This window comes from Lysinibacillus sp. JNUCC-52 (genome assembly GCF_015999545.1).
Classification (GTDB): domain Bacteria; phylum Bacillota; class Bacilli; order Bacillales_A; family Planococcaceae; genus Lysinibacillus.
Window position 1 is genome coordinate 1427888 of record NZ_CP065546.1, and the last position, 26287, is coordinate 1454174.

The 26287-nt window shown below is 33.3% G+C and carries 29 protein-coding genes and 1 pseudogene; 7 read left to right on the forward strand and 23 right to left on the reverse strand.

Going from position 1 to position 26287, the window contains the following annotated elements; all coding sequences use genetic code 11:
• Positions 1-56: 56 nt before the first annotated feature.
• The 3 genes from JNUCC52_RS07470 to JNUCC52_RS07480 all read right to left on the reverse strand — a co-directional run bounded on the left by JNUCC52_RS07470 (position 57) and on the right by JNUCC52_RS07480 (position 2463).
• Positions 57-668: a peptidylprolyl isomerase gene (locus JNUCC52_RS07470; RefSeq protein ID WP_337982200.1), complete on the reverse strand. Its 612-nt coding sequence runs from the start codon at positions 666-668 to the stop codon at positions 57-59.
• A 110-nt stretch (positions 669-778) separates the two neighbouring features.
• A complete protein-coding gene (locus tag JNUCC52_RS07475) occupies positions 779-1612 on the reverse strand; it encodes a metallophosphoesterase (protein WP_173478202.1) in 834 nt (277 codons plus the stop codon).
• 452 nt (positions 1613-2064) lie between these two features.
• Positions 2065-2463, reverse strand: a complete 399-nt coding sequence (locus tag JNUCC52_RS07480) for a DUF3992 domain-containing protein (protein WP_173478201.1) — start codon at positions 2461-2463, stop codon at positions 2065-2067.
• Positions 2464-2730: 267 nt separating this feature from the next.
• Here JNUCC52_RS07480 and JNUCC52_RS07485 point away from each other — a divergent pair, with 267 nt between their 5' ends.
• Positions 2731-3669: a BMQ_0737 family morphogenetic spore coat protein gene (locus JNUCC52_RS07485; protein ID WP_337981827.1), complete on the forward strand. Its 939-nt coding sequence runs from the start codon at positions 2731-2733 to the stop codon at positions 3667-3669.
• Between the two features lie 173 nt (positions 3670-3842).
• On the opposite strand, the gene cntE is transcribed toward JNUCC52_RS07485, so the two are convergent.
• The 4 genes from cntE to JNUCC52_RS07505 form a co-directional block, all read right to left on the reverse strand.
• Positions 3843-5039, reverse strand: coding sequence for a staphylopine family metallophore export MFS transporter CntE (gene cntE, locus JNUCC52_RS07490; RefSeq protein WP_337981828.1), 1197 nt, complete (start codon positions 5037-5039; stop codon positions 3843-3845).
• Positions 5040-5976: 937 nt separating this feature from the next.
• The gene (locus tag JNUCC52_RS07495; protein WP_337981829.1) at positions 5977-6444 is read right to left on the reverse strand and encodes a hypothetical protein; all 468 of its coding nucleotides are present in this window, start codon (positions 6442-6444) and stop codon (positions 5977-5979) included.
• 465 nt (positions 6445-6909) lie between these two features.
• Positions 6910-7380: a hypothetical protein gene (locus tag JNUCC52_RS07500; RefSeq protein ID WP_337981830.1), complete on the reverse strand. Its 471-nt coding sequence runs from the start codon at positions 7378-7380 to the stop codon at positions 6910-6912.
• Between the two features lie 965 nt (positions 7381-8345).
• The gene (locus JNUCC52_RS07505; RefSeq protein ID WP_337981831.1) at positions 8346-8789 is read right to left on the reverse strand and encodes a hypothetical protein; all 444 of its coding nucleotides are present in this window, start codon (positions 8787-8789) and stop codon (positions 8346-8348) included.
• A gap of 289 nt (positions 8790-9078) precedes the next feature.
• Here JNUCC52_RS07505 and JNUCC52_RS07510 point away from each other — a divergent pair, with 289 nt between their 5' ends.
• The gene (locus tag JNUCC52_RS07510; protein ID WP_337981832.1) at positions 9079-10083 is read left to right on the forward strand and encodes a nucleoid-associated protein; all 1005 of its coding nucleotides are present in this window, start codon (positions 9079-9081) and stop codon (positions 10081-10083) included.
• 256 nt (positions 10084-10339) lie between these two features.
• Positions 10340-10762 (forward strand): hypothetical protein, encoded by a 423-nt coding sequence (locus tag JNUCC52_RS07515; protein WP_337981833.1) that lies wholly within the window; start codon positions 10340-10342, stop codon positions 10760-10762.
• A 119-nt stretch (positions 10763-10881) separates the two neighbouring features.
• Here JNUCC52_RS07515 and JNUCC52_RS07520 read toward each other — a convergent pair whose 3' ends face one another.
• Positions 10882-11337, reverse strand: a complete 456-nt coding sequence (locus JNUCC52_RS07520) for a hypothetical protein (protein WP_337981834.1) — start codon at positions 11335-11337, stop codon at positions 10882-10884.
• 386 nt (positions 11338-11723) lie between these two features.
• Here JNUCC52_RS07520 and JNUCC52_RS07525 point away from each other — a divergent pair, with 386 nt between their 5' ends.
• Both JNUCC52_RS07525 and JNUCC52_RS07530 read left to right on the forward strand, forming a co-directional pair.
• Positions 11724-12287: a sigma factor-like helix-turn-helix DNA-binding protein gene (locus tag JNUCC52_RS07525; RefSeq protein ID WP_337981835.1), complete on the forward strand. Its 564-nt coding sequence runs from the start codon at positions 11724-11726 to the stop codon at positions 12285-12287.
• Between the two features lie 115 nt (positions 12288-12402).
• On the forward strand, positions 12403-12825 hold the full coding sequence (locus JNUCC52_RS07530; protein ID WP_337981836.1) for a hypothetical protein: 423 nt from the start codon (positions 12403-12405) through the stop codon (positions 12823-12825).
• A 47-nt stretch (positions 12826-12872) separates the two neighbouring features.
• Here JNUCC52_RS07530 and JNUCC52_RS07535 read toward each other — a convergent pair whose 3' ends face one another.
• From JNUCC52_RS07535 to JNUCC52_RS07545, 3 genes are all read right to left on the reverse strand, one after another.
• The gene (locus JNUCC52_RS07535; RefSeq protein ID WP_337981837.1) at positions 12873-13379 is read right to left on the reverse strand and encodes a hypothetical protein; all 507 of its coding nucleotides are present in this window, start codon (positions 13377-13379) and stop codon (positions 12873-12875) included.
• Between the two features lie 157 nt (positions 13380-13536).
• Positions 13537-13746, reverse strand: coding sequence for a hypothetical protein (locus JNUCC52_RS07540; protein WP_337981838.1), 210 nt, complete (start codon positions 13744-13746; stop codon positions 13537-13539).
• A gap of 65 nt (positions 13747-13811) precedes the next feature.
• Complete coding sequence (locus JNUCC52_RS07545; protein ID WP_337981839.1) at positions 13812-13997, reverse strand: hypothetical protein; 186 nt, start codon at positions 13995-13997, stop codon at positions 13812-13814.
• Between the two features lie 278 nt (positions 13998-14275).
• Here JNUCC52_RS07545 and JNUCC52_RS07550 point away from each other — a divergent pair, with 278 nt between their 5' ends.
• Entirely contained in the window at positions 14276-14452 is a 177-nt protein-coding gene (locus JNUCC52_RS07550) for a hypothetical protein (RefSeq protein ID WP_337981840.1), read from the forward strand.
• A 721-nt stretch (positions 14453-15173) separates the two neighbouring features.
• Here the strand turns inward: JNUCC52_RS07550 and JNUCC52_RS07555 are convergent.
• The 8 genes from JNUCC52_RS07555 to JNUCC52_RS07590 form a co-directional block, all read right to left on the reverse strand.
• Entirely contained in the window at positions 15174-15647 is a 474-nt protein-coding gene (locus tag JNUCC52_RS07555) for a DinB family protein (RefSeq protein ID WP_337981841.1), read from the reverse strand.
• A gap of 145 nt (positions 15648-15792) precedes the next feature.
• On the reverse strand, positions 15793-17043 hold the full coding sequence (locus JNUCC52_RS07560) for a DUF4179 domain-containing protein (RefSeq protein ID WP_337981842.1): 1251 nt from the start codon (positions 17041-17043) through the stop codon (positions 15793-15795).
• On the reverse strand, positions 17040-17540 hold the full coding sequence (locus JNUCC52_RS07565) for a sigma-70 family RNA polymerase sigma factor (RefSeq protein WP_337981843.1): 501 nt from the start codon (positions 17538-17540) through the stop codon (positions 17040-17042). Before JNUCC52_RS07565 ends, JNUCC52_RS07560 begins: the two co-directional genes overlap by 4 nt.
• A 153-nt stretch (positions 17541-17693) precedes the next feature.
• The gene (locus tag JNUCC52_RS07570) at positions 17694-18731 is read right to left on the reverse strand and encodes a threonine aldolase family protein (RefSeq protein WP_337981844.1); all 1038 of its coding nucleotides are present in this window, start codon (positions 18729-18731) and stop codon (positions 17694-17696) included.
• A gap of 117 nt (positions 18732-18848) precedes the next feature.
• Positions 18849-19397: a GNAT family N-acetyltransferase gene (locus tag JNUCC52_RS07575; RefSeq protein ID WP_337981845.1), complete on the reverse strand. Its 549-nt coding sequence runs from the start codon at positions 19395-19397 to the stop codon at positions 18849-18851.
• A gap of 94 nt (positions 19398-19491) precedes the next feature.
• A complete protein-coding gene (locus JNUCC52_RS07580; RefSeq protein WP_337981846.1) occupies positions 19492-19890 on the reverse strand; it encodes a DUF5071 domain-containing protein in 399 nt (132 codons plus the stop codon).
• An 83-nt stretch (positions 19891-19973) separates the two neighbouring features.
• Positions 19974-20888, reverse strand: coding sequence for a DMT family transporter (locus JNUCC52_RS07585; protein WP_337981847.1), 915 nt, complete (start codon positions 20886-20888; stop codon positions 19974-19976).
• A 27-nt stretch (positions 20889-20915) separates the two neighbouring features.
• Positions 20916-21428, reverse strand: coding sequence for a GNAT family N-acetyltransferase (locus tag JNUCC52_RS07590; RefSeq protein WP_337981848.1), 513 nt, complete (start codon positions 21426-21428; stop codon positions 20916-20918).
• Between the two features lie 139 nt (positions 21429-21567).
• On the opposite strand from JNUCC52_RS07590, the gene JNUCC52_RS07595 reads away from it, so the two are divergent.
• Positions 21568-22488, forward strand: coding sequence for a LysR family transcriptional regulator (locus JNUCC52_RS07595; RefSeq protein ID WP_337981849.1), 921 nt, complete (start codon positions 21568-21570; stop codon positions 22486-22488).
• Positions 22489-22593: 105 nt separating this feature from the next.
• Here JNUCC52_RS07595 and JNUCC52_RS07600 read toward each other — a convergent pair whose 3' ends face one another.
• The 4 genes and pseudogenes from JNUCC52_RS07600 to JNUCC52_RS07615 form a co-directional block, all read right to left on the reverse strand.
• Positions 22594-23586 carry a zinc-dependent alcohol dehydrogenase family protein gene (locus JNUCC52_RS07600; protein ID WP_173478185.1) on the reverse strand — a complete coding sequence of 331 codons (993 nt, stop codon included), beginning with the start codon at positions 23584-23586 and terminating at the stop codon, positions 22594-22596.
• A gap of 243 nt (positions 23587-23829) precedes the next feature.
• On the reverse strand, positions 23830-24744 hold the full coding sequence (locus tag JNUCC52_RS07605) for an EamA family transporter (RefSeq protein ID WP_173478184.1): 915 nt from the start codon (positions 24742-24744) through the stop codon (positions 23830-23832).
• A 290-nt stretch (positions 24745-25034) separates the two neighbouring features.
• A pseudogene (locus JNUCC52_RS07610) lies at positions 25035-25478 on the reverse strand (Rrf2 family transcriptional regulator); the annotation flags it as partial.
• 178 nt (positions 25479-25656) lie between these two features.
• Positions 25657-26076 carry a DUF5412 family protein gene (locus JNUCC52_RS07615; RefSeq protein WP_337981850.1) on the reverse strand — a complete coding sequence of 140 codons (420 nt, stop codon included), beginning with the start codon at positions 26074-26076 and terminating at the stop codon, positions 25657-25659.
• Positions 26077-26287: the final 211 nt, after the last annotated feature.

Sequence of the window (26287 nt, forward strand, 5' to 3'; positions counted from 1 at the left end):
CCCACCGCATCCCCGCGGTCAATCAACGTGCTTTTTAATGAAAAGAGTATGAATTATTATTTTTTCACTGCTGGTGCAGGATAGTCAAAGCCCTTTGTATCCACTTCGACCTTTTTCATTTTTTGTTCTTCTAACGGCTTATCTGACGCATCTCGATCAACTGCTACAATCTCATCTACCGTTTCCAAACCTTCAATGACTTTTCCAAAAGAAGCATAATCGCCATCAAGATGAGACGCTTCTTCAGTCATAATAAAAAATTGTGAACCCGCAGAATTTGGATTGTTATTCTCCCGTGCCATTGATATAACACCACGTTCATGTTTTAAATTATTTTCAAAGCCATTATTCGTAAATTCGCCCGCAATCGAATAATCAGGACCACCAGATCCATTTCCTGCAGGGTCGCCTCCTTGAATCATAAAGCCAGGAATTACGCGATGAAAAATAAGCCCATCATAAAAACCATCTTTTACTAAGGAAATAAAATTCGCAACTGTATTTGGCGCTACTTTAGGCTCTAGTTCGATCACAATTTTTTTATCATCATCCATTGTAATCGTTACAATTGGATTTTCCTTCACTTTAGATGCATATTCAACATTTTCTTCCGCTGTCTTCTCCTCTTTTGATGTTCCACAACCTGTCAGAACAAAAACGAGTGCCATAAGGCTAACGACAAAATACAATACTTTAGATCGTGCCAAAGCTTTTTCACTCCCTATCTAGTCAGTTAATTGAATTATATATCTATAAGATAATGACCGACAACTTTATCTTACAAATAGATATTAAAAACAGAGATTTCAGGTGGAACCATAAAACGAGCAGGGATTCTAGACGTGCCAATTCCTGTATTTACATAAAGCTGCATCCCTGTACTTTTGTTAATGGTATAAAAGCCATCATTATATTTTTCAGCCAATGCAGTAGTCTTTGTTTTTATAAATGGTATTTTAATTTGTCCGCCATGACTATGCCCTGCTAATATCAAATTAATAGACGTATCTTTTAGAAGGTCTGCCATATCTGGCTCATGCATAAGGACTATTTGGTAATCATAGTCAACATCCATTGTCGATAGTAATTGATCTGCGTCTGGATTGCCCAGCAAGCCATCATCCAATCCACCGATAAATAGCTTCTTACCATTTAATACAGTGACATTCACTCCACGATTACTTAATAGAGTAAAACCTGAATTCGTTAATAAATCTTCATATATTTTAAAAGCACCACCACCGTAATCACGGTTTCCCCACACTGCATATTTCCCGACCGTAGCCTTAAGCTTCGATAAACTTTCAGTTACTTCTTGTTTATGTTGAAACGCAGAAAAATTTTCGAATAAATCCCCTGTAAAAACAATAATATCAGGTGATAATTGATTAACCTTTTCGACTAACGCGTTCAATTGGTTTACCGTATAAGTTTCACTAACTTGAATATCGGAAAGTTGAACTACTTTCAATGCTTGTCCTTTGTTTTCATGTAAATCATATGTATGAACGACAAGTCTAGTTGGTTCAATTTTAAAAGCATATCCTACAAGTAACGCTATTAATACTATAAGTAATAAAACTATTTTCACAATCCTTTTAACACTCTTCATTCGAATGTAAATGCCCCTTTCAAACCGATAACCGTTTTTATAAAGGTGCGTATTATGTCCTTTTATGATAGCCGCAAAAGTATTCAATAAATAAAAAGAACGTGCACTACATAGATGCTCGTTCTTTGTTTTATTTTGATTCAAATTATTTAAACCACAACGTAAAACGAATATACGAGTCCACTAACACCACTTCATACTGTATATCATTTTTGGCTACGATGCTAGTACGACTCTAGCATTTTTGAAGATAATCTTTATTTCGATATGTCGATAAAAGAATCAGAATTTCCCGAAAGTCATAATATGAATCTGTTCCAGTGCAAAGCCAAAGAATTATTATATATGTAAAGGCACAGTTCGTAATTTAGTACATCTAGTAATGCTTCATTAGAAAAAGATTAATAGCCAGCTTTCAGCGAACTACCGTCAACTGGCTACAAAATACTTTTTTAAGAAAGTTCATAACGTGGTGTGATACAGAATTCTCCTGCAGCAGGTAGTACTTCTGTTGCACCTGTGGCAAATACACGAATCGTATCGAATCGTGAAATTGTAAAAGTAAAAGCACCACCAATTGGGATAGCAGTTTGTCTTACGACTGTACCACCAGTACCTGCAACAGGGTCAGCTCCTTTAACAAATTGTATTGTAAGTGGAAAGTTACCTATATTTTTTATAAACCCTGATGCGAAAATAACCTCGTTTGCATTAGTAGCGTAAATGATTTCAGCGCCAACTACATCGTCACCTGCAACTGTGAAACTATTACATACTTTATCTTGTACATATTTTTTAGGTTCACAACAACTGAAATTACCAACAATATTTCCATTAGAACCTTGACACATAAATTATATTCAACTCCTTACTCACCTGATTTATTCGTTCTCTATAGTAAATGCTTTATGTTCGAAAGAATTTAGACTACTGTAACGCTAAATTAAATAGATAAAAAGTAATTAAAAGCCCATAATTTTTTTTGAATTGCCTATTCTCTCAACTACTTCTGTATAAATAATTGACAGACGAATGCTCGAACATGGCCGTGACCACATTTATGGTAAAAACATAGTCTAGATAAGACTATTACTTTGAAGGGAGGAACAAGGGGAATCATGCAAAATGAGAAACCATCCGTTCATTGTGTAAAGGTATCTAAAATATATGATTGGGTTAATAATTCCACGGTTATAAAGTTAAGAGAAATGATTCAACTAGAGCAAAAAAAGTTTGATGATTATATTTGTTGTGATTTTTCGGTTCCGAGTGGACAATTGGAACGCACCATTTTATGGACAACATACGGCATTAATCAAATCGGTGGCTCTATTTGCATAAACTTTAAAAGCGGCTATGGTAATATTTTATCTGTATTTGTAAATGGTGAAAAACAAGCAGAAGTTAACGAAGGTAGTTCATTTTCAGCAACCTTTACACATCTTGACTCGATAGAAGTCCAATGTATTGGAAATACACCAAACTGCCATGGGGAATTTAAAATTATGTTCCATTATCATCCAGGCAATGATTACAAACTAAATTCACCGAGAGATATTAAGCAAACAATTTGTTATGTATCGGATTGTCATGGGAACCCTATTTCTTCTGATAGTGGTAGCACAATTACATGCAAAGAATTGACTTGTTCAGATAATAGAGAGTGCGTTCATGTTACAGATGAGCGAGGAGAAACTATTTTATTGCATATAGTCGATTTTTTAGTAGAAGGTTTTATTTGTGTTCAATTTATGAATAATCAAGGAGAAATTTGTTCTAAATGTATTTTTCCCTTTTCTGAGGTTGAAACAGTCGCTTTATGTGCACCTCCAGGGACAGAAATTAATTTTAAAGTTATCGATGTTAATTGTAGAACTCATATTATTCCATCATCATCATTTCATAATAAGACTAATTGCATAGAGTTAGTGATCATGCTATCCATTTGTCAAAGCATTTATTCTTTTAATAAGGTAATCATTGAACTTATCGCCGCTCTTTGTCAGCCACGTAAATGTACTGACTGTCATTTAGAAGTTCATGAAAGCGTTCCATAAGTAGGTTTTTTTAATTCCTATTTTGTGCTCTGTTCCTCCCTCACCATTTCCTCGATTTTTCTTTATATCCTATAATAGTAAAATTTAATATAACCGTTATTATCGTTAAATTCGAAAGTTAACAAAGAATATCCCTCTTGTTCAAACTAGTTGAGCAGAGGGATATTTATCGCTTAACGAATATTTCTTTTTAACATAACTGCCCCAATAGCTATAAGAGCTACAAAGGAGCAAACAATAAACATCATGGCATACGATGACAGTTGCACGACTATCCCCATAGCCAAGCTCCCAGCCGAAAATCCTAAATCATAGGTTGCAAGAAAGACTCCAAGCAATATATGTTTTTTCTTTTCTGGAATGGCAAACGATATGTAGGTCATAATTGTTGGATATAGCATGGCAGATGCTAACCCATTAAAAATAGCTGATAAATAAATGAAATTGCCGAGCTGCTCTCCAAAGGCTAGCATTGTTGTTCCAATAGTTGATGACAAAAGCACAAGGACAATGAAATACGGATGCCAATGTCCGTCAGAAGGAATCTGTTTACGCAAAATAAACCGACTTCCTACAACGACAAGTGCTTGGATAAATAAATAAACTGCTATATTACCAAGATTGAACTTCAACATATATAGAGGTAAAAACGTCGATATAGCACCAATTATTGTCGAACCTAATATGATTGTCATTGATGCAATAACAAGTCCTTTATTACTTGTCGATTGTTTTACTGCACTTAATAATTCTCGAAACGAAAAAGAAACCAATATCTTTTGTTGTTGTGGTAAAGGGGCACCAATAAGTAAAAGTAGCGGCAAAATCGCTAATAAAATGATACACCCTATTAAGTAGTTACCATTTAATTGTTGCCAAAGTAGTATTGCCACAACAGGGCCATAGAGAGAAGGCATAACCGTTGAAAGTGTATACATTGCCATGCCTTGTCCACGATCTTCATTTTTTAACATATCGCTTATACCTAGTTGCATCGACATTGAAAAAAAAGCGAGCACAACACCCTGCAACAAACGCACAACATAAATGCTATCAATGCCAAATAATACATAAAGCGTCAGTGTAACTGCATGCCCTACTAAAAGCCATTTCATCATCACTTTCACACTATACTTCGCTATCATCTGTCCTGCCCACGGTCTTAAAACCATACATACAAACATAGTGATGCCCATAATAAAGCCAATTTCACCTTCAGAAATACCACTTTTTTCTGCTTGCAATGGGAAAATAATTGTTAAAATGGAAGACGCCGTGAAAAATAACATAGATAATACATATAGTTGAAGCATTGCTACAGACAGTGGTGTAAAAGGACGATTCATTAAACTACTATTTTTACCTGTCATCCGATGTTACGCCTACCTTTTGCTTTATCTCCTTATGTTCTTTTTATATGATAATGATAATCATTTTCATTTAATGATATAGTAGTCTATTCTTTTTTTTTCGTCAATATTATTTTTTAATTGCTTTGGGAGTAGACAAAGCACCTCATTAAAGGCGCTATCAAGGTACATATTTACGTTTCATTTTCTTCTCTTATTTACTATTTTCCAAGATAAATAAAACAGTTTTGCCTCGTTTCTTTTCAATTTACAAACAAAGATCTATGTATTTAAAATTGATAAAAAAGTAGTTATGGGGTGGCGTAATGCATAACAGCAATAGTTCATTCATTGTAGCGTCAATAAATATTATCATTATATCTTTAGCCCAAATTTTTTATTGGACACTTCTAGAAGACTCAATAAATATGATGATTTATCAATTTTTATTTTTCCCTTTTACTTTAGTGCTGATTAATATAATTTTTTGGTTTAGCAAATTTAGACTACAGTTTTATCAACACGTCCTTTTTGCTTATGCTGCGTTCTTTAGTTCGATTATTATTACGTTTATTACCGTTCTATCAACTCCTGCTCAAGAATTGCCACCTGGCGAAATTGTATTATTTGCAGATGTGTTATTTGTTGTTATTACAATAACAATACAGATGATTATCTTGTTGTTATTAAATTCCATAGTTTATGTGGTTTATAGAATCTATCATTCTCGAAATAAAATTTTTAATTAAGGTTGATAATATGTCAATAATGTTCCTTTAGTATTAAAGGCATTAATACATAAAAAAAGCACCCAATAAAGCAAGATATGCTCCCAGGTGTAGGTATAAAAAAAATAAAATTTTGAGAGCATATCAATTGTGATAGTGAGGTACTTTCAAATTAGCCCCTCTTTACTTCCAAAAGGTTATTTACTTTTTCTTACATAGCAGTTGTATTTTTAATGGAGGACATCATTATTATTCGTAATTACAATATTTTCTTTATTAATAGTTGCACCAACAGAATCTTGTTTGAAAACATTGATGATTCCATCTACGACGTTTTGAATGATTTGGTTATCAAATGTTGACTCCGTGCGAAGCACAACGGAACATGCTATTTCTTGATTCTTTGTAGCGTCTACAGTTGATTCAGAGGTTGCCGATACTAGCACATCTTCACCTTTTAAACCTGTTTGTTCTGCTATGAGTGATTGTATATTTGCTTTTTTTTCGTCAAGCCACTTCATTGTTTCTTCATCGACTTTTTCCATAATGGATACCTTCATTTCACCATTTGGCAATATCTCAGTCAATTCACTTGTAACCTCGGGTTTTGGTTTTGGTTGTCCAATAAGATAGTACGATACAGCAAAAGTCACAGGAAGCATCGAAAATAGTATTGTTTTTTTAGATTTGCTATTCATCGATATCACACCTTCTTCATTTACTTGTTTTAATTAGTAAACTTCTAAAGTTCCTCCCAAAGGCTTTCAAAAATAACAAATTTGAAATATGTAATCGCCCCACCCTTTCTAACGATAGGATACTTAAATTTTCATCTATTTCAACCCCCTCCATTTATTTTTTAATAATTTATCAGAATTTTTTAGTTTTTTCAATTAAAAATAGAACATTTTTTTCATTGGATATTCCATCTATAAAAATATCAATTTCATCCAAATATCTCTCTTAAAAAAAACGATTTCTCCAGTAAATTTATCGAAAATTCCTAAGAAAATTTAATCAAATGTATAAGTTGATTTTGTTTCAAGAAGAGTCCTCAACGACAGGGGCCACTACTTTGACGCTCCCTGTTTCAGTAATCGCTACTCGATACCACTTCTCATCGTAAGCGCAAATAACCCCCAGTCTATAATAGGCAGGGGTTATTATTGAATAGCTTGTTCTAAAGTATTAAAAAATTCATCACTGTTTAGTATTTTAAAATATCTAGTATCGCTACTAAAACATATTTCTTTTTCGTCTTTGAATATATAAATGTAGTAATCCTTATTAGATTTTATTTTAACCCAATAATCGGCATCACTTAACATATATATATTGTTCGATATTTGTAAATGTAAGTTTTGTACAAGGTGGACAATTTGTTTTCGCTGTTCTTCGTCTTCTATAAAAACCGTTTCATAATCCTCTATATTCCCATTTATAATCCCTATTCCTAGCTTCATTTTTTCCGTGCTAAAATCCGCATCCTTAAATATGTCCGACACAGTATAAACTTTTTCAGCTTCCGCCTTAAGAGCAGCTTCTCTTATTTTATTTTCATAAATATCTAATCCCATTAAAGCAATACTGACTAAAACTACAAAAATGACTATGAAAATTGTACGTTTCCGCATAGAGTTCCTCCTCATTTTTATTTTTTTAAAATTATAACAAATTTCATATATTTTCACTCTACTTAACTATATATTCACATAATATTATCCTTTTTCTGTATAAGTGAATTTTGAACGTTGGATGTTCCTATTATAGTTGGCAAACAACAAAAAAAGACCGTTTTTACGGTCTTGTTTGGCTATGGTTTGTTTTAGTTAGACAAATCATTAAGAGTGATTATTTAATCGCCATTTATAAAAAACTTTCAGCAAATAATCGAAAGTCACAAATATTGTTATATATATACTACTTATTGAAACAGTTAAATAAATGCTATCGTTGAACATCGCTTTGCTATTAGACATGACCAAACTAAATATTAAAGAATAGGTCAATGCACAAAGTAAATGCTTAATATACATGACAATTATATTCTTAATTTTACTATAGTGTTCAATCAGGATAGATATCAGTACGGCTACAAGCATTGCAGGTCCAGTAAATGTAATACCATAAATACCAAATGATATGCTGTATGAGTAGCCAATAAATAGTGGAACAATAAATATTCCAATTACTAGTGTAACGGCTGCTGCAATCAATTTATTTCTCAACAACTTTTCCACACCCTTTAATCACTTTTTTGTTTCAAAATGCCAGAGTCATTGAATTTGATGACCATATGTACAAACTATTTATATTACAACATACAATTCATAGTATTGCGTTTATATTAATACAAAAATTATCAATTTGAAATCCTTTTAAATTACTTATATTTAAATTCCAAGTTCCTTTTTGGTAAATATATTTTTTATAATCGAATACATATAAAGGCTATGCTAAATCTTTCAAACCTATAGCATAGCCATTTCAAATTTAAATTGTACGTTTACTAAAGGAGTAACAGGAGTGGGAAAAATCCACGCCTTTTACGATAAAAAAGGTAATCGATTCCCTGTATAAAATAATGAGGTAGTCGAATTTATTCGACTACCTCATTATTATGTATATAACTTTGAACAAACGGGAAAAATTCAGAACTATCCTCCAAAATGTATTGCTTCATCATCTTGGGCCTTTCGATAATTCCAATTATATTTCTTTCATAGTCTAAAATTATTGTATAGGATTGATCTGAATTTGCTGATTTAAAGTAAATATAAGTATCCTCATTAAAAGCTGGTCTATTAGGAATTATTTTCTTTTTCATCAAGAAGCTATCTAGTATTGAGATAAATCGTTTTGTCTCCTCTTGTTCAATATAATGCGATTGTCTCATATCTGAAATCAAAACATTATTGATGCTCGCAATATCCAATGCTGGTACAGCCTCATTAAAAGTAATTAGTGGTCTAGTGTAAAACCATATTAGCCAAATCACAACTACTATCAACAAAAACCATATTTTTTTATTGCGAATATCCATCACCCTCCGTTCCTATTAACCTTATTTTCTACTTTTAATTATAACAAATCACTAACATTACATTAAATAGAAGTCTGAATATTATGCGATTTAATCTATATATTAAGAATGTGAACACTAGATTTCACCGCTTTCTACCACACACATGGATAGAATCCACCTTCACCTCAAGTGAATCTTTATTTACACCTCACCAACTCCTGGTCTCCCAACATATAAAATCCATGTAAATTTTGCGTGGGGTGTGCTATGGTAAATTATCGAGACAATTAGATAAAGGTGGAAAATTATGTTAGAGGTAAGCGATAGTAAGTTAGCACAATATGTTATGCATTATGTAAGTGAGAGTCTTGTTTTCGGGGAGGAAGCATTTTCGCAGCCAGAGGTTATGTTAGAAGCAGCATTTACACAATTAGCCTTTAACAAACTAGACTTTGAACAGCAATATGAATTTTTTCATGAATCCAATATTGGTTTAAATGAAGTATATACGTATGTCAAAGCCATTTTTGATGAGGAAGGTAGTTTCCTTGAACAGTCGAAGCATATTGCCACGCATTTACATAGTGCATCTGGGCATCCAAATATTAAAAGTGGTGAGTTGTTTATCGGCTTATTTGACAATTGTTTGATGTCGACAGAAGCCAAAAAAGTCATAGCCATTGTGAAAATTGAAGAAAAAGAAATGTTTTTAGATGTGAAAAATGAACAAAATAAAATGACTGTCAATGGCATTGACGGCATTAATGTAAAGAAAATCAATAATATGGCCGTCATTGTAGATATGGGGGCGGATGAAGCGCCAGTTGTCTTTATGAAAACGAAAAAGAAAGAAGATGTCGTTTACTGGCAAGAGCGTTTTTTAAAAGTGAAAGTAGCTGATGAGCATTATCATAAAACAAACTTAGCATTAACTGAATGTAAAAAGTATATTTTAAAAGAAGAGAGTTATACCAATCCCGAAAAGTTGGGTCTTTTAAACAAAACGCTCGATTATTTCCGTAGTGAAGAAGAATTTGAAGTAAACGACTATATTGAAACTGTATTTGAAGCAGTTGATTCAACGCAAAAAGATATTATCGTCAATTCAGTCAAGCCCTACGAAACAGTGATTTCTGAAAGTGCTATTGCAAAGGCTGAAAAAAGCTATAAACGGAAAATCAAACTGGATTCCGCAATAGAAATTCAGGTGAACGTCCGTGATATTGAGCAAATGGATGAGCTAATTGAAGTTGGCTATGATGAGGAAACGAATCGCAAATATTATAAGATCTATTTTAATGAAGAAGTGTAATGAAGGTGTTCTATTGACTGCAATCAATAGAACATTTTTTCATTTCTGTTGAAGTTCGCTTTGAGGGCCTTCCTTCCGAAGTCTTAGTGGAGATTCATAGGTTTTTAGTGGCGTTTTCCTCCGGTTTTATGGCGGTTTCTTTGATTTTAGTGACGATTCATAGGTTTCTAGCAAAAATAGCGAGAAATTATTAACAATAATTTTTTCACTTTGCTAAAATTAATGTTAAGTATACTAGTCTATAGGAGGTTTAAAAATGACAAGTAAGCAATTACGTTTATCCATCTTTTCACTTGTTTGCATTGTTTTTTTATCTTTCTACACAATGAATTTTTTTAAAACTACATCACTAGCTAAGGACCTATTGACAGAGATTGATTTCAATAAAGTCAATTCAGGTTTTGTTGTTGATGCTGCTAATGAAACAATACGCGATTTAAACGAGGAAAGTTTAACTACTATTTTATCCACTCTAAAAACAATTGAATTAGAGTGTGTTCAAAAACGCTCAGAAACCAGAGCTATTGATTATATAGTTTCACTTAGCGGTAGTGGCGGTGCATTTAAATTATATCTTTCAAATGACGGTTCTTTGTTCATTGATGGAAAGCTAGAAGAAACATATCAAGTTGTTGATAACCAAGTATTTAATGCATTATTACATTTAATAATGCATTAAAACTCAAAAACAGCATCTCCGATTATCTAATCGGTGGTGCTGTTTTTGAAATGAACAAATATTTATTAAAAACCAAAGGTCACAATAATTTTAATATCAATTCGATTTTCCATTATACATTAACCCGGGATACTTCCCCCAATGGTATTCCATTTAACAACAGAACCCTTACCAGATATAAGTGTTGACACTTCACCTGTCGCTGTTTTTCGGAATTCTAAATAAGGTAGTACAACTTCTACAGATGTGTAGTTAGAGTTATTTTTCATTATTGAAAAAAGTTCAATAATGTAATCTAAACCTGATGAAGCAGTCGAAGCAACCGATTCTCTATATGATGTAGTGGCTGACGTCAAAGCTCCCGAAAGAACTGCAAGAATCACTCCTGTTACTGTTGATTTAAATACAAAGCCTAAAGCTGTTGCACCTAAACCAATGATGCCAGATCTGAAATTTGCTGAATTAAGCTGACCTCTCCAATACCTAACAGTATTATTTTGAGCAATTATCATATTTTCTAATGTAGACTTTGAGACTGTAATCGTTCTAACGTATTCAGTTGTTGTGAAAGACATAGTACAACCTCCATTATTATAGTTTTTCAGTTAGCTGCTAACACACCATAAAGGGATTAACTATAATTTTTTAACAACCTAATAAAAAAATTATTTACTAAAATCAGATTCCAACCAATACTGTACTAACTATCCTGAAAATAATATGTATCCGCATATAAGTTCTTCTATTTATTAAGTAATAAAATTATCATTTCCCCTTAATCTCCTACTAAAAAAAAAGATTTTTCCTTCTAAATTAATCAAAAATTCCCTAACAAATTTAATCAAATGTATAAGTTGATTTTGATTTAAGAAAAGTCCTTTATATAAATAAAAAATCATGTAGAAATAGATCTAATTTTCTTTAGGTCCCCATTCCATGAAGCATAAAGGAGTTGGTTTTTTTGATTCAAAATCAGTTACTTAAAAACTTTTTAAAAAACCCTGAAATAAATCAGCTGTATCAAAGTTATTTAGAAAAGCCTACTACTTACAAGAAAGAAATGATTGAAAAAATATTTCAAATCCATGGTAGAAAGATTCAGCTGCTTAGTTATTTTTCAAAAACTTTAACTTTTGAGTCTCAAAAATTTGATAAAAAAATTCGTCATAACAATAAATTGAATCAATTGATATTAGATAAACACATCGATGACGGAGGGGGCAAATTACTTGATTTAATCGCAGATGAAAGAAACTATTATGATTCTGAATTCAATACACCTGTTGAATCTAGTGAATTAGAAATGATTTTTGAAGATAAACAGCTATACGAAATTGTTTCCACATTAAGCGCAAAGCAAAAAGAGATTCTATACTTACTTTTTGTAAAGGATAGGACTGAAGAAGAACTAGCTTTAGAGCTTGGTGTTTCCAAACAAGCTATTAATAAGGTTAAAAATCACGCATTACGCAAAATAAGAAAAGAGTATGAATCTGCAAATAGAAGAGATTTCAATACTAATTAAGTTGCAAAAAATTTATCAAGACGGTTGATAAATCACCTTAAACTCCCCTTTTAAAAGTGTTAGGTTGGCCAACCTAAACACTTTTATATTAGAAAATTTAAGGAGGAATTACATTATGGCTATAATTAGTTCTCGACGAGGTGCTACAACAACAATTACTGTAACGCCAGCAACTTTATTAAAAATGGAGCATGCATTACTTACTGGGGTATCACATTTAGAAACTAAATACCCAGAGCATGTAATGGCAGATGCTTACTATCTTACAAGTTCAGAAGTTTTAAATATCGTCTTTGGCGAGGCTTCTGCTAAAACAGTAGCCAATCGTACCGCCTTAATCTATTCAGATGGAATGAATGGTGTAAAAGAAGACCTTATTAGTAGGGCAAGAGATGGAGCTAGACAAATGAGCGCTATTCATAGAAAGGCACTTAATAGCGGATCTAAGAATCTGACACTTAAAATAACTTATTATGTAGCCTTTAACCTTCATACTGGCAGAACGGTTTTAAAATACATTGTTGCTGCAGAAGAATAATTTACTTAATTTCACAACATAAAAACCTGCCTATAATTGGCAGGTTTTTATGTTTGAGTTAGATTCTTTAAAGCATTAAAAAAATCATCTCCATTAAGGATGGTATAGTAATAAAGATATTCACTTTCACTTCCAGTTGAATCATCAAAATCTAGAAATCGAATTTGTTTTTCATTTTCAAATACATACAATGTATAATTTTTATTCAATTTAATATCTATAAGATACGCAGTTTTTTCTAATGACGTGAAACCTTTAATCTGTTTAAGTTGTAGGTTATTCAATTCATCGATGATTCTCTTTTTCTGAACTGGATTTTCTACTTTGATTGTATTAAAAGGTTCTTGTAAAGTTGCAACCACTGCTCCAATATACAAAGTTGCATTTTCATCACTGAAGTTCGCATCTTTCATTATATCTGAAACAGTATAAATTTTTTCAGCCTCAGCCTTAAGAGCAGCATCTCTTTTTTTATTTTCATATACATCCAATCCCATTAAAACTACACTGATTACACCGACAGCAATGATTAAGAAAATTCTACGTTTCCGCATAGAGTACCTCCTCATTTTATTTTTTAAAATTATATCAAATTCTATATATTTTCACTCTATTTAGCTTAAAATTCTTGTAAATTCATCCTTTTTCTCTATCAATAGAAAAAAGGATGTTTCGATTTTTTATCAAAACATACCCTCTCCATCACCAATTCTACTTTTCTATTTGTGTATCTTTCTCTTTATCCATAAGTTCAAAAAAGGAAGGAAGTTGTTTAATTTCCTTTCTTTTTATCGTTGAAAGCACCATTAAAATCAGTTCTTGCTCCAAATCCTTTCGATTTTGCCAATCTGTTTGTCTTAACACTGATTTAATTTTTGGTGTCAACAGTTCTATCACTTCTTGTTCAAATCTGCCATCCACCACTATCACCTCAGACCTTTTATAATTTTTTTCGAATCATAGAGATTTATCGACTACATATACCATCAATTTTTATGTTCGCCCCCCTCCCTCTTTTCTTTTTGCAATAATAACTGTACAGCTTGGGTGTTGTTATTGACCGCTTCAGTCAATAACGCTAAAGACTTATCAAATTTCCAAAAGACCAATAGAAATGCCACTATTGGAAAACCAACATTACTAATGAAATTTATTAATATTGATTGATCCATATTTATACCTCCTTTGTATATATAAAGGGGTCTTTACCTGTATTTTAGCAACTTTTAATATTAATAATTGATTGTACTTTCGACCATATAGAAAACTCTAAATAATCTCCCTTTCGGTCAAACTAAATTTCACTTATAGGTTGTTATTTGGGTTACAGTAGGGGTTACAGTAGGGGTTGCATTAGGTGTTATTAGTTTCCTGGCTTCAAGCCCGTCCCAATCACACCGAAATGGTATGATTCAAGGCCTTAAAGCACTTAATAATGCGGTGCAACGCTTTGAGAGTGAATGAGTTAATTCATACCGCTATAGGCTATAGTGAAACATTCGATGTTGAGTTAGTCTTTTTAGAAGCGAGTGACTGGGCAACACAACAGCAGCTTTTCAAAGGTGCAACAGGAGTAGGTAAAATCCACGCCTTTTACGATGAAAAAGGTAATCGAATCCCAGTATAAAATAATGAGGTAGTCGATTTTATTCGACTACCTCATTATTACTTAAATAACTTTTAACAAACGCAAATAGCTCAGAACTATCCTCAAGAATATATTGCTTCAACATCTTTGGCCTCTCGATAATTCCTATGATTTTTCTTTTATAATCTAAGATTATTGTATAGGATACTTCTGAATTTTTGGAATAAAAATAAATATAAGCATCCTCATTAAAAGCCGGTCTATTAGGAATTATTTTTTTTTTTCATAAAGAGGCTATTTAGTATCGAGATAAATTGTTCTGTTTCCTTTTGCTCAATATAAAACGACTCTCTCATATCTGAAATCAAAAGATTATTGATGCTCGCAATATCCAATGCTGGTACAGCCTCATTAAAAGTAATTAGTGGTCTAGTGTAAAACCATATTAGCCAAATCACAACTACTATCAACAAAATCCATATTTTTTTATTGCGAATATCCATCTTCCTACGTTCCTTCCAAAAGCTCATTTTCTCTTTTAAATGATATCAAAACCAAGCAATGCAATAATATTGAATCTGAATCTCTTCACGGATTTCTATCGGCGTTTTCCATGAGGTTACCGGCGATTCATAGGCTTCTATCGGCGATTTCATCAAGTTTACCGGCGATTTTCCCTGATTTATCGGGGATTCCCCCTGCCTTATCGGCGATTCATGAACTTTTATCGGCGATTTCCCCTGCTTTATCGGCGATTTACTTATCGCTGCCAGCTCTTCTGTATCTTCCGAATATAAACAATTTGCCCAATATGATAGGCGTTATGTGTCGTTACATTCCCCACTACTTGCCACCAGTTTGCATTAAAGTAGCCCTGAACTTGGCTTTCTAGTTGCTGTTCCGTTAATAATTCTTGCCAATGTAATAGCACTTCTAAAAGTTGTTGTTGCAGTTCTGAAAATGTTTTATTTTTTGGAATAGTAAACGTACTGTCATTACTTTCTACCGCCTGAACTGCATGTATACTCGTTTCTTTATATCTCGTTTGCCATGTCTCATTCCAATAGAGCAAATGTTGTACTATTTCAGCAATACTATTGCTCTCATCATTTACCTTCCAGGAAGCTTCTTCTTCTGTCAGATTTTTAATCGACTCTGTAAATGGGACGTACCAACTTGGATCGTTTGCATTCGCTAATAACTGATCAGATAAAACATCTTTTGGGTGAAACATTTCTCCCCACTCCTTTTCAAAACGTTAATTATTGTTAACATTCTCTTTAAAAGAGTATTTCCCTCTTTATAACCTTTCAACTTTGAGGGAACCCACAAAAAAAAGATGTTCAAAAAGGACCAACACCCTTTTGAACATCTGTAATTTATTTTAACGGAATCTTCAATTCAATATTTTCCCCAATAGGATTGAAGTAATAGTCTATTAATATTTTGGCTTTCCCATCGTAAGTATTAAAGGTCTCCGTTGCGTATAGATACTCATCATCATCTGAGTATGAGCCCCCTGCAAATTCTAACACCGTTCCATCTGCTTTTAGAGCATTCTGAAAGAACATATGGCGCTCGCGATTATCCCATTTCTTTGCAGCAGTTTTTAGACTTTGTTGCTCTATAGATATATCCCAATCTAAATAATCTGGTTTTGAGATTATTTTCTGTGTTCCAAAATCAACTTCAATAAAGTCCTCACCCTTTGGCACAGCTTGTACAGCGCCAATCATAACTGTCAATGACTCTGGATCATCGAAATAATTACTTTGCAAGTATACCGTGAATTTTCCATCAGAATTATTTCTGTATATTGATGAGCGATTTCTAACTGTTTCTCTACGCTCACCACTTTCCGTCATGACAGCAATATCTTCCAATGCTAATATTTGCATTGTATTTTCCTCGTCTACTTCAATATCCAGTGCCAATTTTAGTGGAGTACGGCGAATTTGTTTAATCGTAAGTTTCTGACCTTGGACATCTATAGTACGATTCGCATTAAAAACTTTTTCCTGTGCGATTTCATTTTGTAGTGAAAACGGTATAGTTATTTTAATGTTCCCTTTTTCTTTATCATTAAAATGAAAAATAGCTTTAAAATCCTTTGAAGTATAGGCGATTGGCTCTGAAAAACCAAACTCAACTGAAGAAGATATGTTTGTTTGATTACTTGCATTGTGCGTGAAGGAACAACCGCATTCAATTTCATCCTCTCCCTGGAACAATTGCACTTTCTCCAAAAATAATTCAAACGGAGCATTAGCATCATAGTACAGGACAAAACCCGAATGATCTGCAATTACGCCTTGCAATGTAAGCGATAGGTCATTTTTTGTCTGGGTCGCATTGATTTCTTCATAGTAATTATTATCCACAATATCCTTTATCCCTTTATCTCTGGCAACCGCTGAGACAATCGCTTGAAAGCCAGGTATTTTTGCAATTTGACTTGCAATTGTTGGCGATACACGAATAGAAAATAAAAGACTTAGACAACACAAAAATACGATGGCAACCGAAACAATGCGCTTCTTTTTTCTTTTTTCTCGCTTCACTTTACGAAACGTATCCATTCGAATTTGTTGAAGTTTGTCCTTTGGAACGTCAATCGGTAGTTTACTCATAACCAGTCCTCCTTTTCTCTTGCGAAGGTTCTAAGTTTTTTTAGAATGTGATGAAGCTTCGACTTTACAGTACCCTCAGGAATTTGATTGAGCTCGGCAATTTCTTTGTTTTTAAGTTGCTGGAAATATTTCATATAGACGAGTTGCTGCTCTGATAAGGTTAATTGCTCTAACAATTTCTCAATATCTGAGTAAATGGCCCATTCAAATAAGTGATATTCTTCAATTTGAATTGTTTGTTGGCGTTTACGTAAATGATCTTTACAACAATTGATTAAGACGCGCACGAGCCATGTTCTGGCATATTCGAGCTGTTGAACGGTATGCATTTTTTTTAGTGCCTTATAAACTAGCTCCTGCATTACGTCTAAGGCGTCTTGCTCATTTTTCATGTATGTAAAAGCCATGCGATATAAAATATCTTCATCCATTTCAATCAGAGAAAGTATCGCTTGATGATCGCCACGTATAGCACGCTGTGTAATTTCAAATTCCATCCTTTTCGCCTCCTTCCTTCATTAGACTGTAAAATACTTCATTTCGTTCAAAAATTTTAAAATATTTATAAACTATTATGTAAGATAAATAAACTGTTCGCTAAATAAAAAGAATCCATTTTAAATGGATTCTTTTTATTTAAAACACATTTATTATTTTAATTTCTTAATATCCTCAATGAGCATTTCAACATCTGCCTTTTTCGTTGCCCAGCTCGTACAAAATCTTACGACACTTTGCGTAGCATCGACCTGTTCCCAAAAGGAAAATGAATATTTCGTACCTAATTTAGTTAACACATCATTCGGTAAAATAGGGAACTGTTGATTTGTTGTGGAATCATATCTTAATACATAACCTTCTGCAACAAACGCTTCTCGTATCATCATTGCCATTTCCACAGCATGATTAGAAATCTCATAGTATAAGCCATCTTCAAATAACGTCTCAAATTGAATTCCTAACAATCTCCCTTTAGCGAGCATGCCGCCATTTTGCTTAATAAAATAGCGAAAATCTTTTTTAAGGTTTTCATTTATAATGACTACCGCTTCCCCAAACATTGCACCTACCTTTGTTCCACCAATATAGAAGACATCACAAAGTTGAGCAATATCTTCTAAGGATAGATCGCTATCTTTGGACACAAGACCATATCCTAATCGAGCTCCATCCATCATTAACGGCAAACTACATTGTCGGCAAACTTTGCTTAATTCCTCCAATTCGGATTTACTGTAAGTCGTCCCATTCTCGCTAGGATGAGATATGTAAACTAAGCCTGGCTGAACCATATGCTCATGCGTGACATCATTCCAATGTGCATCATATAATTCTTTTACTTGCTGTGCTGTAATTTTGCCATCATCACTCGGTAAAGTAAGTACTTTATGACCAGTAGCTTCAATCGCGCCTGTTTCATGTACTGCAATATGACCTGTAGTTGCTGCAACTGCACCTTGATGTGGACGCAAAATCGACGCGATAATTGTCGTATTCGTTTGTGTTCCACCAACTAAGAAGTGGACATCTGCATTTTCAACGCCACATGCTTTTCTAATATACCCTCTAGCTTTTTCGCAATGTTCATCCATTCCATAACCAGGTGTCTGCTCTTCATTCGTTTCAATTAGTCGGCTCAGTATTTGCTTATGAGCACCTTCTGCATAGTCACTTTCAAAACGTATCATTGATTGTTCCTCCAACATATTAAATTTCTCAATTTGTTCAACTGTATTTTCATTGAGTTGATGAAAAAAGAGCTGCCTAGGCAACTCAACGAATTACTACCTCTTTTTTATATAAAATTACTTTGCATTTATAACGTAAACTAGATGATCTGTCCAATGATTGTTCTCGAAGATGAAACCTTTCCTTGTACATTCATAAACCAGACCAACACTTTCTGCCAATTTTATAGACGCCACATTATCAATATTAATGTGAGCTTCTATTCGATGATAATTTAATTTTTCAAACGCTAGACCAATCCCAGCTTTTACAGCCTCTTTACCATAACCTTGTTTCCAAAATTGATTATGGATTGTGTAACCGAATCTAGCCCATTGAAATTCTCTTCTCATAATTGTCGAAAAATCTACAAAGCCAATATGAGCATTATCGTCTTTTCTAAACACGCCAAATATATAAACTTTGTCATCAACAGCCATTTGAAAATGTTCAGCCACTAAATCACGAAACCACTCTTTTGTACAAATGCTCATATCTATTTTACCTTCATCGTATTTATGCTGAGAAGGTAGACGATTTTCATATTGCGTAAGCCAAGATGAATAATCTTCCTCTTCTAATAATCGGATAATTAATCTATCTGTTTCAGTTCTTATCTTATTCAATTGAACACCTCATCTAATATTATTTCTAATAGATATATAAGTTCTGCTGAAATATGATAAATCCTTCTTCCCATATACTGCTCCTATAAGAGGCTTATTTATATAAGCTGAGCGTTGCTAAAATTTCCTTTGCGATTTCATCCAGTTCTTCCGCACGTTCCATTTTTGTAGGATTTTCGGCTACCTTCGATAAATAATCTTTAAATTGAACTTTTGACGCTACAGGCAATTTAATCACTAGAAAGTGGAGAAGAAACCACTTCCAATTGTCATCCTCTGACGATAATACAGCTTGCACATGGGGGACAATTTCCTCGGGGAAAGTTAATAGAATTTCTAATACACCAGGTGCAACTGGCCAGTTCATATCCTGCGTAAATACGAGAAGGTCCTGCAGTAAAGACATTTGTGTATCTCTATCCAGTTTTTTAATTTCTGCTACCTTATCAACATCGTATACGCTCCTTGGTAGAAAATCGTCATATCCTTTCAACTTTAGCACTCCTTTTTTAAATGGTAATCATGCTATCATATCAATATCATATTACTAAAGTGAAGTGTTCCGTATGCTACGATTCAAGTTGTACCGATTTGTGATACAATTCCATCATTTGTTGTTTCAGTCTTTTTTGCAAAGTATGAAAATAAATAACATCCACCTATTGCAATAATACTACCTATGCCTTGTAACCAACTCATATTTTCTCCCAATAGAAGAAAAGCTAAAATGGCAGTAAATATTGGATTAAAATTTAAGAAAACACCCGATGTTGTTGAGCCTAAATGGAGAACACACATATTCCAAAATAACATACATAATACCGTTGCTAATACACCTGTATAAAGAATTCCCAAAATGAAAGCAGTATTGATATCGGCAACAGTAAATCTTGGTACGCTTATCGGTAAAAGCATTATTAGGCCAAAAATAGCTGAGTATAAAGTAGACATCAAAGCCGATGTTTTAGTCATTGCCCACTTACTACAAATCGTATATAGTCCCCATATACATACTGCAGCAAGCATCCATAAATCACCTGTATTAAACTTTAATGATAGTAAGTAGTCTATTTTCCCTTTAGATAGTACAAGTAGGACGCCACAAAAGGAGATACTCATGGCAAAGAATTGTAGCATTGTTATTTTCTCTTTTAAAAATATTACTGAACAAATAGCAATGGAAATCATATTTAATGTTGATATTAAGCCAACATTTGTTGCGGTAGTCCGCTCTAATGCTAAAAACTGTAGAACATTAAATAGCACAACACCTGTTAACCCCATGAAAGCTAAAGGAAGTATTGCATTTTTGGGAGGCAAAATCTTTTTCTCTTTCCACCATACAATAGGCACAAGACAAAAGACAGCAATGAACCACCTTAAAGTCGTCAAGGTGATAGGTGAAGCATGTTCAACGAGCGTTTTACTAACAACAAAACTTCCAGCCCATAATAAACAAGTTAAAAGCAACAAGCCATAATACTTCTTCACCTTTTGTTCCCCCACTTTCAAACAGATTTATTCTTCTACAGGATTTTTAGGACCTTGCAATTCTAATTGGTAAAAATCCAAGTCAAGCCAACGATTAAATTTAAAACCTGCTTTTTTTATAGTTCCTGAATAGACAAAGCCAAAGTTTTTATGCATATCAATACTTTTTTCATTTTGAGCATCAATTCCAGCAATTAATGTCATGTATTCTCTTTCTGTTGCAATCGCAATTAATTCTGTAAGTAATGTCGTTCCAATACCTTTTTTTCTATAATTTTTATCTACATAAATAGAATGCTCAATCGAATATTTGTAAGCTGGCCATGCTCTAAAAGGGCCAAATGTCGCAAATCCTACCACTTTCTTCTCTAATTCGTATACTAGTATTGGATTGCCCTCTTGCATCTTTTGATCATACCAACTTTGTCTATTTTCAAGAGTTTGCGGTTTATACGTGTAGACAGCAGTCGTATGGACAATTGCATCATTATAAATGTTTAAAATGTCCATTAAATCATTTGGCATTGCTTCTCTTATCATGTTTTTCTTCCTTTCTTAAGCAATCAATTTGTATTGCTCCTTTTATATTAAAACTCTTTATATACAAGGTAAAATTGAACTTTTTAACTCCTTGCTATAGACTAAAGTTATAGCAAGAAAATCGAGAGTTGGTGAGGAAATGACATTTCAGCAATTTCGCTATCTTGTAGAGATAGCCAAACATAATTCAATTAGTAAAGCCGCTTCGGCACTTTACATAACACAGCCTAGTATTAGTAAATCAGTGCGTGATTTGGAGACTGAGCTAGGAATTACAATTCTAGACCGAACGAACAAAGGGGTTTTTTTTACAAAAGAAGGAACGGAATTATTGTTTTATGCAAAAATGCTACTTGAACAAACAGAGGCTGTTAAGCATCATTTTGATAAAGACAAAAAAATTGGTCTAACGAAGTTTTCCATTTCATCACAACATTATAGTTTTGCCATAGAGGCTGTTGCGAATTTAATGGAGCATTTGAATGAACGGAAATATGAGCTAGCAGTTCGGGAGGGGAAATCCACTGACGTTATTGATGACATATCTTCAAGCAGGAGCATTGTTGGTATTTTATCTGTAAGCGAATTAAATAAACACTTTTTTGAGCGCCATTTCATCTCAAAAGCATTAACGTTTACACCACTGGCTTCATTGAAGCAGCACGTCTTTTTACGCAAAGAACATCCTTTAGCTCATTATGAAACGATTACTTTTGAACAATTACGCGACTATCCTTATCTAAGCTATCAGCAGGATGATATGCTTTTACATTTTGCAGAAGAAACGCTCCATGTTAACAATATTGAAAAGCTCGTCTATGTGACAGATCGTGGCACGATGAATAACCTGCTCTCTAATACGAATGGCTACAACCTTGGAACAGGTTGCATTGTGAACAATTACATGAACCCTAACATCTTCTCGATTCCATTAGAAGAAAGTCAGCTCATTCAAGTTGGATATGTGAAACGAAATGATGTCTTTTTGCCAGAAGAGCTTCTCATTTATCTCGATTTTGTTAAATTAGCATTGGAAAAATCAATGCCTAAAGTAAATTAAAGCACTCTTTACGCTGAAAGAGCGCTTATGTATATAAATCTTTGCAAACGTAGCACCTATACTAATAAATCAATTAAACGGGGATGTTGAACAGGCATTACATCATCAGTAGCTTGTTAAAAATATTTTTCCATTAGCTTTTTTAGAAGATTCTACTGCATCTATTGCCTTGTTTAACTCTGATAAGTCATACGTCGAATCGACGGTCATTAAACGTAATTTTTTTTCATCGATTAGCTTTATTAAATGATTAAAAGTTTCTTGCCACTTACTTGTTGAGACACTTTTATTCCAATGCCGTAAATGAAACATATTTGCTTTCACTTTCGCTTGATTTACTATAGCTGCCCAGTTTACTTGTATCCCTGATAAAAGCCCAATGGTTAAAAACTGTCCATTTGGACGAACACTAAAAGCTAAATCATTACCATCCGCACCACCAATTGAATCAATTGCGGCATCTGCCCCCCTTCCGTTTGTTAATTCCATAACAGTATTAATTAAAGCACTTTTAGAGGTATCTATAACATAAGACGCGCCAAGTTGAAGTAATTCATCTGTATATTTATTACTTCTTGTCACAGCAATTAATTGAAAGCCTATAATCTTTGATAATTGAGCAAAAATATGTCCAATAGCAGAACCACCTGCATTCACTAATAAAACATCATCTGGTTTTAATTTTAACACTTCCGTACAAACTACCCATGCAGTAACTGGATTAATATACAGTTGGGCAGCTGTAAAATCATCAATTGAATTCGGTAAAGAAACGACAAAATCTGCTGATGTCTTTACAAATTCTTGCCATGTCCCTTCCCCTCGTAAAGGTAAAACTCGTTTACCAATAAGATTCTTTGAAACAATTGAACCTACATCTTCAACAATCCCAACTCCTTCATAACCAGGAATGCTAGGTAATGATATGCGATGAGCATACGACCCTCTAATTGGAATTAAATCAGAAGGATTGATAGGACGGGCAAGCATTCGTACAAGAACTTCATTATTAATTGGTGGTTCAATTGTTTTATAGTCAATGTTCAATACATCTTTGGGACAGCCAAATTCGCTAAATTTAATATATTTTGCTTTCATAGAATAATGCTCCTTACTAGTAAAATAATTAATTAAATTATAGCATTTCGAACTAAATCGCATTGACAGTATATTTTTTCGCAATCTTTATCTTGACCTAAATAGAAAGAACCTTATAAAAAATCCTCTCATCTGAAATGATATAGAGATGAGAGGATTTTTAAATTTAATAGTATGAAAGATTTGTTCAACTTATTATCAGTCTAATTTAACAGGTTATACTAGGGTGTTTTAGAGAATACTTTAAACCTTTGTCGTTTCATAGTCAAAACGGGTTAGTCTCTTCTCTTTCCGTACTTCTAATATTTGCGGTATAAAAATCCCTAATAAAATACACACAATTCCAAACCATCGCAAAGGAGAAACGACTTCATGAACAAGTGTAATAGAAGCGATAACCGCTGTTGGTAGTTCGACAGCTCCTAAAATGGTTCCAAGGCCTGTCCCTACTTTTGGTATACCAACAGAAAAACAAATGACAGGTATAACAACACCAAAAAAACCAAGTATTAATGCATATTTCCATAATCCTGCCTGCAGTGTACCATCAATCAAGTATGTCGGTGGGAAAACTAAACAAACAAAAAGAGTTGCACTCGTTGTCATAAGAAAGCTTTTTGAATAAATTGGTACTTCGGTGGAAACTCGTCCACTTGCAAAAATATAGAGTGAAAAGGTTATAGCTGCTAGTAATCCAAAGAGTATACCTTTCATCGATAATTGCTGTCCTAAACCTTCAAATATACCTCCAGCAAACAATGTTCCTACAAATAAAATGATAATTGAAATTACCTTTTCACGACTTGGAACAGTTTTATTTGCAATTGCTTCAATGAGAACGCCCATCCATGTGAATTGAAATAACAACACAATCGCAATAGAGGCGGGTAGTTCTTTTACAGAAAACCCGTAAAAAATGCTTGTTAAACTCATTGTGATCCCAACCGCTAACAGCGATAGTATATTTTTCAAAGATACTTTATGACGAGAAAAAATAATAACGAGCAATAATAGTCCAAACCAGCCAAATACATATTGTCCACCTAAAAGTTCAGGAAAGGTAAAGCCATTTGAAAATCCAACTTTTAGAATAGAAGATAGGACCCCATAGCTACAGGCACCTAATAAAACGACTAAAGAAAACTTCAATTTTTGCAAAAAAACCCCTCCAAAAAATAAAAAATCTCGTCGACTATAAATAGACGACGAGCGAATGAAACAGAGCTAAAACTCTACAAAATTCCGCCACTCACGAACTCGTGAGTGTTTGCTTATAAAATTAGGACTATTATATGAAAATATTATATAAGTGTCAACACTATTTGCGATTTTTTTGCAATTTAAATAGTATTTCTCAATAGCTTTAATAGCATTAACAAGTTTTATAAAACATTTATTTATTGGCAAATACAAAGTGCTTTATACCCAATAGACCGATAAGAAACACCTTAAATACTAGTACCTCTTTTAATAAAATATTTCCTTGAATCTTCTCTCATTTTTTCCGATAACGCTGAATCGAGTTCCTGATTCAACCAATCAAGTGTCTTTTTTTGAAGAAACAATCTCATTTGATTTTCTGCTTCTAACATAACCATGTTAATTGTACAAGTAGAGTTAGTTGTACACGATTGGCATTTCTCATCGTCTTGATACATCACATTATTTTTTAAGATATTTTTGCATTGAAAAATTGGCTTAATACCTTCGACTGCTCGAATGACATCCCAAAAAGAAATATTAGTTGGTTCCTTAGCCAGTTTATAACCCCCATTCACACCAGGAACCGAAATTACAATGCCAGCCTTTGATAATTTACTGAAAACTTTCGAAAAATAGGTTTCTGATAATCCTTGAAACTCTGCTAAATCTTTAATTCCAATTGTTTCTTTAAAAAATGCTGCAACTGAAGCACAGCAATTAGCGTCACAATTAGCTACTAAATAATGAAATTAAAAAGGGAAGAAAGCTTTATTTTCTGCTTCTTCCCTTTCTACTATTTATTTCCGAAAGACATTATCGTTCAACACACTTTTTCGATTATGGCTCTTGCAGGTTGTTTAGGGGATATTAATCTTGATAACAAGTGTCATAATCGCCTTTCATTAACAAACTTTTACAAGCCAATCCATTTTCGTGATAAATCTCTTTACCTACTTTTAATTTAATACTTCGATTTGAATTTGGAAAATCTGGGTCATCATTTATAATAGACAAGATATCCTCATCAAGCCATTTCATAGAAAAATTACTTTTTGCATCACTATAATAAATTGTATGTACATTATTGTTCTCACTATTGTTTTTAATTTCTACCCAGACATTCACTCCACCTGCTGCACCACCATATGGCTCGTAATAAGCATTGGCAGTATACTTTTCTGTTGGGGATACGACAGGGCCAGGTCCCTTTTGGACGAATTCTCGATCTATATCATTAAATGTAAAAAAATATGTTTCATATAGATAGATTGTAGATACTAAAGCCATCCCACATAGCATTGCCATCAGCATTTTTTTAGGAAAGGGTTTCTTTTTAATGACGGAAATTATGACATTCGTACAGAAAATGAAAAATAAAAGAATAGTAATAAATGCAATTAAGATACCAAATAAAATGAGTATAATAATTCTCCCTTTCTGAAAGTGAAGTACATGAAACTAAAATATTTTAAAGTAAATGTTCATTGAATGGTTATGT